This is a genomic window from Streptomyces sp. R21, from assembly GCF_041051975.1.
Taxonomy (GTDB): Bacteria; Actinomycetota; Actinomycetes; order Streptomycetales; family Streptomycetaceae; genus Streptomyces.
Map to the genome: position 1 here is coordinate 7,356,869 of NZ_CP163435.1, position 13,279 is coordinate 7,370,147.

Genomic DNA, 13,279 nt, shown 5'->3' on the forward strand with positions numbered 1-13,279 from the left:
CCGCCGGTGCTTCGCGCTGCGGTGCCTCAGCGGTTCACTGCGAGCCGCGGAACTCCGGGCCCTCCACGATCAGCCCGGCGGTCAGGGCGCCCGACATGCCCGCGTGGGGCAGCCCGCCGCCCGGGTGCGCCCAGCCGCCGACCGCGAAGAGGCCCGGCATCCGGGTGCTGTTGGCCGGGTGCAGCAGACGGCCGTCCGCCGCGGCGAGCGCCGGGGCCGGAACCGCGCCGCCGTCCGCGCCCGTCGCCTCGGCGATGTCGGCCGGGGTGCGGGTCTCGTGCCAGCGGAGCCGGTCGCGGAGGTCGGGTATCGCGCGGGTGGCGACGGAGAGCACCCGCTCCACGTCCGCCGCTGACACCTGTGCACCCGACGGCACCGTGACGGTCAGCGTGACCGCCTCGTGCTCCGCATCCGGCACCGGGGCGGGGTCGGCGGGCCGCAGCACCGTCACGGTGGGTGCGGCCGGGAACCCGGGCTGCTCCCCGAAGAGTGAGTCCAACTCGCCCTCCCGGTCCGCCGCGTGCACCACCGTCCGGTGTGCCGCTCCCTCCGGCCGTCCGCCCCGCAGCGCCACCAGCACGGTCAGCCGGCTCGGCGTGGAGCCCTCGCCGCGGGGTGCGATCTCGCCCTCGCCGCGCAGCGTCGCACTGGAGACGATGCGGTCCAGCACGCCGGGCGCAACCCCGGCCACCACGAAGTCCGCCTCCGCGACCGAGCCGTCGGAGAGCTCGACACCGGCCGCGCGGCCGTCCTTCTCGACGAGCCGCTCGACGGCGGTCCCGAAGCGGAACTCCACCCTGCGTGCCACGCACCGCTCGTACACCGCGCGGGCCAGCTCCCTGATGCCTCCCCGCACGTACCAACTGCCGAAGGCGTGCTCCATGTAGGGCAGCACGGCCGCACTGGCCGGGGTGACCCGGGGATCGAGGCCGTACGCCAGCGCGTGGCTCTCCAGGAGGGCCGCCAGGCGCGGATCGCGCAGCTCCCACGCGCCGACCTCGGCGAGGGTGGTGGCCCGCCGGGTGCGCAGCAGCCGCTTGTGCGGCACCGCCGGATAGGGCTCGCGGTCCCCGAGCACCGACCAGTTCGGCCAGAGCGGCTCCTCCAGGAGCGGCCGGCGCGTCCGGTCCCAGGCCTCGCGCGCCCGCACCAGGAAGTCGCCCCACCGCTCGCCCGCGCCCGCCCCCAGCGCCCCGTCCAGGGCCGCTACGACCCCCGCGCGGGAGGCGTTGGGCAGCGAGACCCGCGTGCCGTCGGCGAAGACGTGAAGGGACGACGGGTCGACCTGGACCAGCTCGACGCACGCCTCCAGCGGCTCCTTGCCCGTCTTGACGAACAGGTCGCGGTAGACCGCGGGCAGGGGGAGCAGCCCCGGGCCCGTGTCGAAGGAGAAGCCGTCGCGCTCGACGCGGCCCACCGCTCCGCCGTACGTCGCCGCGCGCTCGTACACCACCACCCGGTGGCCCGCGACGGCCAGCCGGGCAGCGGCCGCCATCGCGCCCATCCCGGCGCCGATCACCGCAATCCGTGCCATGCCAGGGACTTTATCGGCCACCACTGACAACCCGTGCCCCGGCCGTCAGCCAGGGGAAAGGCCGCCCGTCGTGACGTCTCCCGGGGGACAAAGCCCCAGGCTCCGGCCAGGAGGGAGTACGGACACGGACGCGAACGTAACCAGTCGGCAACGGTGCGTTCTGGGCATGAGTGCGCAGGGCTGAGTATCCGTACCTAGGGAGTGAGATGAGTACGCGCGCGGATGGGCCCGACCTGCGCGAACGGGAGAGTGGAGGCACGGCAAGGGGCGCGGCTCCGGCACCGCCGACACGGGGCGGCGGAACGGTGCAGCGCCCTTGACCGCTCCTTCCGCCGACCTGTCGGCGGAAGCGAGGCACGGGGGGACCCGGGGGAACGACCGAACGGGGGCCCAACGGGGGAGCACGGGGGAGTTCGGGGAAGCACCGCGAAGCGCCGGTGCGAGGTGGCCCGCGGGGGACGCGGCCACCTCGCACCGGCGCTTTCGTGTGCGCCGACGGCCCGCCCGGACCGGCGGCTGCGGCCGGGCTCAGCGGCTGCCGCTCACACGCCCCTGGAGGAGCCGGGAGAGCGCCGAGTGGACATCGTCGAGAGAGCGCTCCGGCTGGAAGGACTGCCAGTCCAGCGCGGCCACCAGGACCATGCCGACCAGGGCGGACGCCGTCAGCTGGATGTCGATCTCGTCGCTGAGCTCGCCGCTGGCCACGGCGTCGCGCAGGACGCCCTCGACGACCGCGACCGCCTCCTGCCGCACCACCATCAGGGTGGACTGCCAGGCCCGGTTGGTGCGCCACAGCTCGGCCACGTAGAGCTGGGTGAAGGCCGGATAGCGGTCGATGAAGACCAGCCCGGCGCGGATCATCGCGTCCAGGGCGTCGACCTTGCTGCCCCCTTCGCGCGCGGTCTTCTCCGCCGCCTCCCGAAGGGAGGCGGTGAGGAGTTCCACGCCGTGCCGCAGCAGCTGTTCGAAGAGGACGGACTTGCTCGCGAAGTTGTAGTAGACCGTGCCCTTCGCGACCCCGGCGCGCTCGGCGATCTCGTCCACGGTGGTGGCGGAGAAGCCCTGTTCCGCGATGAGCGTGACGGCCGCCTCGTAGAGCTTCTGCCGTGTCGCCTCGCGGCGGGTGCCGCCGCCTCCCGTGGTGCTGCTGCTGTCCATGGCTCTGATTGTCACAGGGCCGGTGATGTGCGGGCTCACAGGCTCAGCTCCGGGTGCAGTCGGTCGAGGGTCCACACCTGCTTGCGGTGTGCGGACAGGGCGGTGAGCGCGAGCGCGCCCGCGGTGAACGCCAGAAGGACGGCGCAGGCCTGCCAGACGGGCCCGAGACCGCCGCCCGTGATGAGCCTGCGCAGGGCCGCGACCACGTAGCTCATCGGCAGGAAGGGGTGAATCGCGTTGAAGAAGCCCGGACTGGTCTGGACGGGGTACGTGCCGCCCGCCGACGTCAGCTGGAGCATCAGGAGAGCGAGGACGAGGATCCGCCCGGCCGCTCCGAAGCGGGCGTTCAGCCACTGCACGATCGCCGCGAAACACGCCGTCACCAGGAAGAGGAAGCCCACCGTTCCCGCCGCGCGGACCATCTCCAGGCCGATCGCCCAGTGCAGCACCGACATCAGCGCCGCCGTCTGGAGCACGCCGAGCGCGGCCACTGGCAGCCAGCCCGCCAGCGCGATGCGCCAGGCAGAGGCGCCCGCCGCGAGCGCGCGCCGGTTGAGCGGCGGGATCAGCATGTACGCCACCATCGCGCCCACCCACAGGGAGAGCGGGATGAAGTACGGGGCGAAACCGGTGCCGTAGTTCGGTGCGTGGTGCAGGTCCTTCGAAGCGAGCCGGACCGGGTCGGACATGACGCCGGTGCGCTCGTCGCGGTCCTTCTTGTCGTAGTCGGGGATCTGGCCGGCGCCGTCGTGCAGCCCGCCGGCGAGCTTCCCGGAGCCGTCGCCGAGCTGGTAGATACCGCCGTTGAGGTCGTACGCGCCCGTCTTGAGCTTCCCGACACCCGTGTCGAGGTCGGAGGCGCCGGTCTTGGCCGTGCCGAGCCCGGTGTGCAGCGTCTTCGCTCCCGCGGCGACCTTGCCGGCCCCCTCGTTCAGCTTGTTGATCTTCGATACGGAATCGGTGAGGTCCTCGGAGAGGTGCGGTGAGCGGTCGGCGAGTGCCTGCGCCTGCTTCTGCAGGGTGGCGAGGTTCTTGTCGAGCTTGTCGAGGTCGCCGTCCTGGTCGGCGATCAGCTCGTTGACGTCGTCGGCGACCTTCGCGACGTCCGCGGCCGCCTGCTTGGCCTTCTTCAGATCGGGGCAGGCGGCGTCGGGCAGCGGCAGGGTCTCGCAGCGTGCCTTGTAGACGGCGTTCAGCGTGTCGGAGGCCGCGTGGGCGCCCTTGGCGGCGGTCGGGGCCGTCTTCACCAGGGTGTCGAGGTTGTCGCGGATGCCCGAGGCGGAGTCGGCGACGAGCTGCGCCGTGTCACCGATCGACTTCTCGTTGTCCTTCAGGAAGGGGCCCACCTTGTCGGCGACCCCGTTGACCTTGTCGGCGAGTTTCTGCGTGCCGTCCGCGACCTGCTTCGAGCCGTCCTCCAGGTCGCCCGCGCCCTTGTTGAGCTTCTTCAGGCCCCCGGAGAGCTTGCCGCTGCCCTTCTTGGCCTCCTTCAGCCCGTCCGCGAGGTCCTTGGAGCCCTTCTCCGCCTTGCCGATCCCGCCCGTGAGCTTGTCGGCCCCCTTGGCGGCCTTCTCGGTCTGCCCGTGGATGTCCGAGAACGACACGAAGATCTTGTCGAGGAACGACCGCGACGCCTTCGTGGAGGCGGCCGTGCGCACCTCGCTGAACACCGTCCTGGAGATCTGCCCGACGATGTAGTTGTTCGCGTCGTTCGTACGGACCTGGAGCGCGCCCGTCTCGGGGGACGCCCCGGAGCTGGAGGCGATCCTCTTACTGAAGTCGGACGGCATGGTCAGCGACAGGTAGTACGTGCCGTCCTCGACGCCCGCACGGGCCTCGGCGGCGCTCACCTCGTGCCACTCGAAGGTGTCGCTGTCGCGCAGCCCCTCGGTGATGTCGTCGCCCGCCGCGACCTTCTGGCCGGCGGAGGTCGCCCCCTTGTCGTCGTTGACGAGCGCCACCGGGATGCGGTCCAGACGGCCGTACGGGTCCCAGAAGGACCACAGGTACAGGGCGCCGTACAGCAGGGGCAGCAGCAGGAGCGCGGCCAGCGCGGCCCGCGGGAGCCTGCCCCTGCCGAAGCGCCTGAGCTCAAGCGCGGCCAGTTTCGGCGAGCGCATCCGCCGCCCCCTTCTCGTCGTCGGGCTTCGCGGTCTTGGGCATCTCGGTCTCGGGCATCTCGGTCCCCGGCATCTCGGTGTCCGGCTCCGAGGCGTCACGTGTGTCGTCCTCGGGCGGCGAGGTCCGGACCACTACGGCGCCCTCGGGGGCCTCGCTGCACACGGCCACGACCGTCGTGCCGGAGTCGGCGAGGGACCTCAACAGGGCCCAGGCCTCGGCCCGTTCGGCGTCCGAGAGCTTGAGGTCGGCGTCGTCGACGCCCAGCAGACGCGGGCGGCCGATGAGGGCGAGGGCGACGGACAGCCGCAGCGCCTCCAGGCGCTCCAGGTCCCGTACGGCCGTCCGCGAGCCCTTGGGCAGCGCGGACCGGTCGAGCCCGGCGGCGCTCAGTGCGGTGTCGATCCGCAGCTTCGCCTCCGCGATCCGCTCCCCCCGCGGTCGCAGCAGACCGCGCACGGAACCGCCGAACCGCCGCTGCAGCAGCGCCCGTTCCCGCAGGTGCTCCCCGACGGTCAGGGCGGGGTCGAGGTCGGTGACGCCGGGGACGTGGGCCAGCGCGCTGAACCGCCGCACCGCCGCCAGCTGTTTCGGCAGTACCGACCCGCCCACCGTGGCGGTCCCCTCCGTCGGCTTCATCCGCCCGGTGAGCGCGAGCAGCAGACACGTCCGGCCGGAGCCGGACGGTCCCTCGACCGCGATCAGCGAACCGGGGTCCGCGGCGATGCGGACGTCCCGGAACGCCCAGCCGCGCGGGCCCCTGAGCCCGAACCCCTCGGCGCCGACGGCGACTCCGGCAACTTGCTCCGGCCCGTCCATCTCCCCCTCGATCCCCTGCCGGGAGTCCGGTCAAGACCCCCACTTTTGAACTGACTGGTCAGTGCAAAAACTAACCCGAACTGTCGATCGAAGCAAAAGCCCAGGTCAGAACGGATTGTCAGTGGCATACCGCACGATGGGCACATACGGCACCTCGTGTCAGGGCGTGCCGTCACACGACGACAGGAGGTTCGTCATGGCCAACTCGTCCGCAGCCGCCTCCCACCGGCGCCGCGCCTCCGGCCCTGCCCCCTCACTGACCGGCCCGGCGAGCGATGTGCACCCTGTGCTCCGCCGGGCCACGGCCCCGCCCGCCGCCCTCGACCTGCTCGCCCAGGCCCGCGCCGGCCTCGACGAGGCGACCGCCCTCGAAACGCCCAACGAGCGCTATGCGACGGCCCATCTGGCCGCCCTGCGCACCGCCGCGGCCGTCCTCGCCGCGCGGGGGCGCCCGGAGCCCACGCTCCGACGCCGGGCCCGCATCCGCAGCGCCTGGGAAGTGCTCCCCGAAATAGCGCCCGAACTCGCCGAGTGGAGCGCGCTGTTCGCCTCCGGGGCCCGGCGCCGCGCCCGCGCCGAGGCGGGCATACAGGGCGCGGCCAGCAGCCGCGACGCCGACGACCTGCTGCGCGACGTGGCGATGTTCCTGCGCCTCGTCGAGCGGATGCTCGTCCTGCAGCCGGTGCTGCCCCAGCCCCGTCAGGACGAGGACAGTGACGTCCCCGATGCGGGCTGACCCGCACACCGCGCCGGGGCCGGACCCACCGCCCCCACCCGATCCGCCGCGTGAGACGGAGGATCGGGTACGGCGTCGGAGGCAATAGGGTGGAGCCGCCTGAAGCCTTCCGCCCCGGCCACGGGAGCGGGAGGCACGCCGATCGCTCCGCCGTGCAAGAGGCGGTGCCGCGCCGAGGAGTCAACTGCCGTGTCGGACCCGATGCGCCCGCCCGTCGCCCACCACCAGCCGCAACCGACGTCGCTGCGCTCCGGCCCCGCTCTTTCCCGCGCTTCCCTCCGTACCGCCGTGGTCTGGGAGGTCCTCCAGGACGCCCTCGACCGCCGGGTCAAGGCCACCGGGCGGGAATCGCTGGACGTCCTCGACACCGGAGGCGGCAGCGGCAACTTCGCGGTACCCGTGGCCGGTCTCGGCCACCGCGTCACCGTCGTCGACCCCAGCCCGAACGCGCTGTTCGCGCTGGAGCGCCGGGCCGCCGAGGCCGGAGTCGCCGACCGTGTGAAGGGTGTCCAGGGCGACGCGCACGGCCTCTTCGACGTGGTCGAGCGCGGCGGGTACGACGCGGTGCTGTGCCACGGCGTCCTCGAATACGTGGACGACCCGGCCGAGGGCGTGCGCAATGTGGTGGACGCGCTGCGCCCCGACGGCGTCCTCAGCCTGCTCGCCGCGGGCCTCGGCGGAGCGGTCCTGGCGCGCGCCCTCGCCGGGCACTTCAAGGAGGCCAGGCAGGCGCTCGACGACCCGGACGGCCGCTGGGGCGAGGGTGATCCCGTACCCCACCGTTTCACCACCGAACAGCTCACCGCGCTGGTCGAGGGCGCGGGCCTGCGGGTCGGTGCCGTGCACGGCGTACGGGTCTTCGCGGACCTCGTCCCCGGGGTCCTCGTGGACACCGAGCCGGGGGCCCTGGACGCGCTGCTGAAGCTCGAGGCAGCCGCGGCCGAACTCGCCGCGTTCCACTCCGTGGCCACGCAACTGCACGTGCTGGGTGAGACGCAGGGGGCCGAAGAGGGCTGAGCGGCCTCCCGAGGCGCGCCGCTGATCAGGGCCTTGGCCGCACATGGAGTACGCCACAGGCCCCCCGATCGGGCGCTCGGCGCCGTATGATCGAGGGAGACCGCCCGGCATGACAGACCGGCCGCTGGGGAATGCACGCCTCAGTGAATCGGGGTGCCATGGCGGGTTCCGGTTGGCTTATTGGCGTAGAGGGGCGGGTTTCACGGGGGCGATTCCCTGCCTATCCTGAAGGGGACCCCCGGTCGCCCCGGCGACTGCACGATGAGGAGGACGCCGTGCCGCTCTCGGAGCACGAGCAGCGAATGCTCGAGCAGATGGAGCGAGCGCTGTACGCCGAAGATCCCAAGTTCGCGACAGCGCTTGAGGGAAGCGGGCTGCGTACGTACACCCGGCGACGGGTCTACCAGGCGGTCGCGGGCTTTCTGGTGGGTATCGCGCTCCTCATGGCCGGAATGGTCGCAGTACAGATCTGGCTGAGCGTGGTGGGTTTCCTCGTCATGCTGGGCTGCGCGGTGCTTGCCGTCACCGGTTGGCGCAAGGCACCCAAGCCCGGTGAGCAGACGGCCACGCCCGGCGCACCCGCCGGGCGTCGTCAGGGCCGACAGCGCCGCTCCATGATGGACCGCATCGAACAACGCTGGCAGCGCCGCCGCGACGAACAGGGTCAGTGACCCCGCAGTCTCCCAGCGGCCCGCCCACCCATACGCACACAGGGGTGACCACCTGAGAAGGCGGTCACCCCTGAAGCATGTGCGGCCCGCGGAGGAGCGGGCCTGCCCTCCATGAGCGCCGGTATCGGCAGCCTTGGGTCGGGCTCGGGGCGGGCTCGAAACGGGAGACGGCAGTACGACGCCCGGCCCCGGAGGTCAGACCTCCCGGACCGGGCGTCGGTGTGTCAGCCGTTCCACTCTCCCGACGGCGGTCAGCCGTTCTGTTCGCCCGACGTCGACGGACGGCGCAGCAGGCTCGCCGCGCGGGCCGCCCAGCGCGCCTTGGCAGCCGCCCAGCGCTCGGAGAGGTCCCACACCACACGGATGGCCGAGCGGGGCGCGACGAGCGCCCGCAGCCGGGTGCTACGGCTCGCCGTGGACCGCAGGGCCACCCGCAGCCGGCGCACATCGTCGGCCAGCCCGGCCTCGGGCCGCGGCTGCGGCGCGTACAGCACCCGCTCCACGGCCCCGGCCACGCGATGGACCGACTCGGCAGGGCCCGGTTCGAGCTGCCCGATCCGAACGATCCGGGCGGCCGCCTTGCGCGGGGTCAGCGCGTCGTCCGGCACGATGCCGTAGTCCCAGGCGGTGTCCGTGAGCTCGCGCCAGACGGCCAGGGTGTGCCTCGCGGCCACCTCGGCGGCGCGGCGCGAGGCGTCTGCCCCGGCCGGGGCGGTCACTTCGACGTCACCCGTGACGTCCTCCTCGGCGCCGCGAGGTCCCGCGCGGGACAGCCGCTGACCGGTGGGCGCGTGCTGGGCGGAGGCCAGCCGCATCGACCGGCTGCGCAGCCGCCACAGCATGGGCACCAACGGCAGCGCCAGCGCGGCCGCACCCGCCAGCGTCCACCACATGATCTTGTACCAGGGCGGACCGTCGTCGCCCGATCCCGCGGTGTTCTGCGGCAGCGCCCCGCTGCACGCCTCCAGCTTCTTCTGCTCGGCCGAGCAGCTCTCACTGGCCGACGGTGCGACGGACGGCGCCGTGGAGGCGGACGTCGACGGCTTCGGCAGGTCGGGCAGGTCGCTCCCGGAGGAGTCCGGCTGGGTGTACGACGGCACCGAACCCCGGTTGGGGGTCGGCTCGAAGCGGGTCCAGCCGATGCCCTCGAAGTACAGCTCCGGCCAGGCGTGCGCGTCGCGCAGGCCCACCGACATCGAGCCGTCGCCCTGCGGGGAGCCCGGAGTGAAGCCCACCGCGACCCTGGCGGGTATCCCCAGCGTCCGCGCCATCGAGGCCATCGCGAAGGAGAAGTGGACGCAGAAGCCCTCCTTGTCCTTCAGGAACTTCGCGATCGCCGCGGAACCGCTGCCGGCCTGCACCTGGGTGTCGTAGGTGAATCCGCCGGTCACCGCGAAATAGTCCTGGAGCTTGACCGCCTGCTCGTAGTGGTTCTGCGCGCCCTCGGTGACCTGGCGGGCGGTGCTGGCCACCACCGACGGCAGCGAGTCCGGCACGTGCGTGTAGTCGCGCTTCATGTCGTCCGAGGGCTCCGGAGCGTTCGCGAGCTGCTCCGCCGTCGGCTGCACGATCAGGCTGGTGACCTCGTACTGCGCGCCCCGGGTGTTCTGCCCGTGGTCCCCGACGAGGGTGCGGCCCACCGGCTCGTACCGCCAGTTGCCCTTGATGTTCACCTTGCTCGCGGGATACGGCATCGGCAGCCAGTCCTGCGCGTACCAGTCCGCCGCGGCGATCCTGGTCCGGATCTCGGTCCGCCGTACGTCGCCCCCGAGGCCGATCGGCAGCGGGAACGTGTCCGGCACGTCGATGATGTGCCGCTGGGCCGGTTTCCAGGCCGTGCCGTCGAATTCGTCCAGAGAGACGATCCGCAGGTACATGTCCTGGGTGTCGTCCGTGTTGGTGCGGTACGACATGACCTGGCGGTCCTCGTTCACGTTCAGGCTGTCGCGGAGCGAGACCAGCGGGTTCACCGCGGAGATCGTGCCGCCACCGCCCGTGCCGGAACCGACACCCGTACCGGCGCCGTCCAGCAGGCCGCCGTCGAGCGCGGGCAGGCCGAGCGGCACCACCAGCGCGATACCCAGCGCGACCGCGCCGATGCGCCGCCCGGTGCGCACGGGCGCGAGGGCGCCCGCCGAGGACTCCGGCCCCTGGCTGCGCGACGCACCGCCGAAGACACGGCCCCATTGCGAGAGCCGGTCGCGGCCCTCGGCCAGGAGCAGCATCAGATAGCCGGCGGCCGCGAGCAGGAACCACAGCCAGGCGGCGCCGCCACCGGACAGCCCCGCGGCGACCGAGTACAGCGCGAGCAGCGGGAGCCCGGCCGGGGCCGCGCTGCGGAAGGTCACCGCGAGGGCGTCCACCGCGAGTCCGATCACCAGGACGCCGCCGACCAGCATCAGCCGGATGCCGTCGGACAACGGCGCCGGAATGGCGAACCGCCCGACGTCGTCGGTGCCCGCCTGGAGCAGCACGCTGAAGCGGTGGAACGCCTCGGGGCCGGGGACGACCCCGGCGATGGCCTGCTGCCGGGCGAAGACCAGCGTCAGCAGCATCAGCGTCACCAGCGCCTGCACCGCCACGGTCAGCGGCCGGGCCAGCGGAACCCGCCGGGTCAGCGCGCCCGCACCGGTCTGCACGGCCAGCATCAACGCCGCCTGCAGGATCCACGTCGCCGGGTCCACCAGCGGCAGCAGGGCGCAGGAGGCCATCAGCGTGGCAGCCGCGGCGCACAGCGCCAGTCGCGCGCGCCCGCTCATGAGCCACCACCCCCCGCCGTGCTGCCCGTCGACGCGACGCCGGAGCGTTGCCGGTCGGCCTGGCGCCACAGGTCGGCGAGTCCGCTTCCGCGCGGCACCTTCAGAGCGGTCCAGCCCGCCTCGCGCAGCATGCGCAGTCGATCCTCGCTCCTGTCCAACGGGTCGGGAACATCGGCCGGTTCCCGTACCCAGGTGTCACTGTCCAGCAGGAAGGCGACGGCTCCGCCGCTGCGCTGGCGCATCTTGGCGAGCACCGTCGCCTGCTCCTCGTCCAGATCGCCGAGGAAGGCGATCAACAGCCCTTCGTTCCCGCTGCGCAGTACGTCGTAGGCCCGGGAGAGCCCGGTGCCGTCGGAGTGGTCGATGACCGCCAGGGTGTCCATCATGAGCCCGGCCGCGTCGGCCGACTCCTGGCTCGCGCCCGTGAACCCGTCGGCGCCCTCGCCGGGCACCGAACTGCCGGTGTCCGTCAGCAGCCGTACGGAGAAGCCCCGTTCCAGCATGTGCACCAGCGTGGACGCCGTGCCGGACACCGCCCACTCGAAGGCGGAGTCCGGGCCCGCGCCCTGGTAGGCGAGGCCGCGCGTGTCCAGCAGCACCGTGCAGCGGGAGCGCTGCGGCTGTTCCTCGCGGCGGACCATCAGCTCGCCGTAGCGTGCGGTCAGCCGCCAGTGCACGCGGCGCAGATCGTCGCCGTGCCGGTACCCGCGCGGGATCACGTCGTCCTCGCCGGCCAGCGCCAGCGAGCGCTGCCGCCCGTCGCCGTACCCCTTGGCCTCGCCGCTCAGCCGGACCGGCGGCAGCGCCTCCACGCGGGGGATGACGGTCAGGGTGTCGTAGGTCGAGAAGGAGCGGGTCAGCTCGCACATCCCGAAGGGGTCGGTCAGGCGCAGTTGCAGCGGGCCCAGCGGGTAGCGGCCGCGCAGGTCCGAGCGCACGCGGTAGGACACCTCGCGGCGGCCGCCCGCCTCCACCCGGTCCAGGACGAACCGGGGGCGCGGACCGAGCACGTACGGCACCCGGTCCTGGAGCATCAGCAGCCCGGTGGGCAGGCGCGAGACGTTGTCCATCCGCAGATGGACGCGGGCCTCGCTGCCGGCGGGCACGCGCCCGGGGGAGAGGCGGCGGCTGCCCGCCACCCGGTAGCGCGTGCGGTAGAGCACGGTCGTGCAGACCAGCGGCAGGACGGCCAGCAGCAGGCCGACCCGGAGCAGATCGCCCTGCCCCAGGACGTACGCGCAGATGGCGGCCGCCACGCCGGCGGCCAGGAAGGAGCGCCCGCGCGTGGTGAGACCGGCGAGCGCCGTGCGCAGCCCGCCCTTGTCCTCCTCGGCGCTGTGCCCCGTCCCCCCGTGCGTCATCACAGCCTCCGTGGCGGCTGCTGGCCATAGGTCGCACCGCCCACACCGAAGCCGGACTGCTGCTGCGGGGCGGCCGGCACGGGAGTGCGCTGCAGGATCTCCAGCACGACCTGCTCCGCCGTACGACGGTTCAACTGAGCCTGGGCCGTGGGCAGCAGGCGGTGGGCCAGCACCGCCACGGCGAGGGCCTGGATGTCGTCCGGCAGCGCGTACTCGCGGCCGCTGAGGGCGGCCGAGGCCTTCGCCGCACGCAGCAGATGGAGCGTCGCACGCGGCGAGGCACCGAGTCTGAGGTCCGGGTGGGTGCGCGTGGCGGCGACCAGGTCCACCGCGTACCGCCGCACCGTGTCCGCGACGTGGACCGTGCGGACCGCGTCGATGAGCTTCACGATCTCGTGCGCGTGGGCCACCGGCTGGAGGTCGTCCAGCGGGTTCAACCCGCCGTGGATGTCGAGCATCTGCAGCTCGGCGTCCGCGCTGGGGTATCCGATGGAGACCCGGGCCATGAAGCGGTCGCGCTGGGCCTCGGGCAGCGGGTAGGTGCCCTCCATCTCGACCGGGTTCTGCGTGGCCACCACCATGAAGGGGCTCGGCAGTTCGTAGGTCGTCCCGTCGATGGTGACCTGGCGCTCCTCCATGGACTCCAGGAGCGCCGACTGGGTCTTCGGGGAGGCACGGTTGATCTCGTCGCCGATCACGATCTGCGCGAAGATCGCCCCCGGCTTGAACTCGAAGTCCCGACGCTGCTGATCCCAGATGGACACACCCGTGATGTCCGAGGGCAGCAGGTCGGGCGTGAACTGAATGCGCCGCACCGAGCAGTCGATGGACCGTGCCAGCGCCTTGGCCAGCATGGTCTTGCCGACGCCCGGGACATCCTCGATCAGAAGATGTCCCTCGGCGAGCAGCACGGTCAGCGAAAGCCGTACGACCTCGGGCTTGCCCTCGATCACTCCTTCCACCGAACTGCGGACACGCTCCACAGTGGCGGTCAGATCTGTAAGGCTCGCTCGATCGTCATAGGTCGTCACCCGGCCCTCCTCGGCCCTTTCCCGGGCCGACGCCCTGTGCGGACCGGCCCACCCCGAAACACGGACACCACGCGC

At 72.7% G+C, this 13,279-nt stretch carries 10 protein-coding genes; 3 read left to right on the forward strand and 7 right to left on the reverse strand.

What is annotated here, in order from left to right; translation table 11 throughout:
* Positions 1 to 34 precede the first annotated feature (34 nt).
* The 4 genes from AB5J56_RS32680 to AB5J56_RS32695 all read right to left on the reverse strand — a co-directional run bounded on the left by AB5J56_RS32680 (position 35) and on the right by AB5J56_RS32695 (position 5,629).
* Positions 35 to 1,534, reverse strand: a complete 1,500-nt coding sequence (locus AB5J56_RS32680; protein ID WP_369237887.1) for a phytoene desaturase family protein — start codon at positions 1,532 to 1,534, stop codon at positions 35 to 37.
* A gap of 528 nt (positions 1,535 to 2,062) precedes the next feature.
* Entirely contained in the window at positions 2,063 to 2,692 is a 630-nt protein-coding gene (locus AB5J56_RS32685) for a TetR/AcrR family transcriptional regulator (RefSeq protein ID WP_369237889.1), read from the reverse strand.
* A 35-nt stretch (positions 2,693 to 2,727) separates the two neighbouring features.
* Positions 2,728 to 4,812, reverse strand: a complete 2,085-nt coding sequence (locus AB5J56_RS32690) for a YhgE/Pip family protein (protein WP_369237891.1) — start codon at positions 4,810 to 4,812, stop codon at positions 2,728 to 2,730.
* Positions 4,784 to 5,629: an ATP-binding cassette domain-containing protein gene (locus AB5J56_RS32695; protein ID WP_369237893.1), complete on the reverse strand. Its 846-nt coding sequence runs from the start codon at positions 5,627 to 5,629 to the stop codon at positions 4,784 to 4,786. The genes AB5J56_RS32690 and AB5J56_RS32695 overlap by 29 nt, the downstream gene beginning before the upstream one ends.
* A 196-nt stretch (positions 5,630 to 5,825) precedes the next feature.
* Here AB5J56_RS32695 and AB5J56_RS32700 point away from each other — a divergent pair, with 196 nt between their 5' ends.
* From AB5J56_RS32700 to AB5J56_RS32710, 3 genes are all read left to right on the forward strand, one after another.
* Positions 5,826 to 6,365, forward strand: a complete 540-nt coding sequence (locus tag AB5J56_RS32700; RefSeq protein WP_369237895.1) for an SAV_6107 family HEPN domain-containing protein — start codon at positions 5,826 to 5,828, stop codon at positions 6,363 to 6,365.
* A gap of 189 nt (positions 6,366 to 6,554) precedes the next feature.
* Entirely contained in the window at positions 6,555 to 7,382 is an 828-nt protein-coding gene (locus tag AB5J56_RS32705) for a methyltransferase (protein ID WP_369237897.1), read from the forward strand.
* Between the two features lie 275 nt (positions 7,383 to 7,657).
* Complete coding sequence (locus AB5J56_RS32710) at positions 7,658 to 8,053, forward strand: DUF3040 domain-containing protein (RefSeq protein ID WP_369237899.1); 396 nt, start codon at positions 7,658 to 7,660, stop codon at positions 8,051 to 8,053.
* A 251-nt stretch (positions 8,054 to 8,304) separates the two neighbouring features.
* On the opposite strand, the gene AB5J56_RS32715 is transcribed toward AB5J56_RS32710, so the two are convergent.
* Genes AB5J56_RS32715 through AB5J56_RS32725 form a run of 3 tightly spaced genes read right to left on the reverse strand, consistent with a single transcriptional unit; the run spans position 8,305 to position 13,204 of the window.
* The gene (locus AB5J56_RS32715) at positions 8,305 to 10,812 is read right to left on the reverse strand and encodes a DUF3488 and DUF4129 domain-containing transglutaminase family protein (RefSeq protein WP_369237901.1); all 2,508 of its coding nucleotides are present in this window, start codon (positions 10,810 to 10,812) and stop codon (positions 8,305 to 8,307) included.
* Positions 10,809 to 12,173 carry a DUF58 domain-containing protein gene (locus AB5J56_RS32720; RefSeq protein WP_369237903.1) on the reverse strand — a complete coding sequence of 455 codons (1,365 nt, stop codon included), beginning with the start codon at positions 12,171 to 12,173 and terminating at the stop codon, positions 10,809 to 10,811. The genes AB5J56_RS32715 and AB5J56_RS32720 overlap by 4 nt, the downstream gene beginning before the upstream one ends.
* A complete protein-coding gene (locus AB5J56_RS32725) occupies positions 12,173 to 13,204 on the reverse strand; it encodes an AAA family ATPase (RefSeq protein ID WP_369237905.1) in 1,032 nt (343 codons plus the stop codon). The genes AB5J56_RS32720 and AB5J56_RS32725 overlap by 1 nt, the downstream gene beginning before the upstream one ends.
* Positions 13,205 to 13,279: the final 75 nt, after the last annotated feature.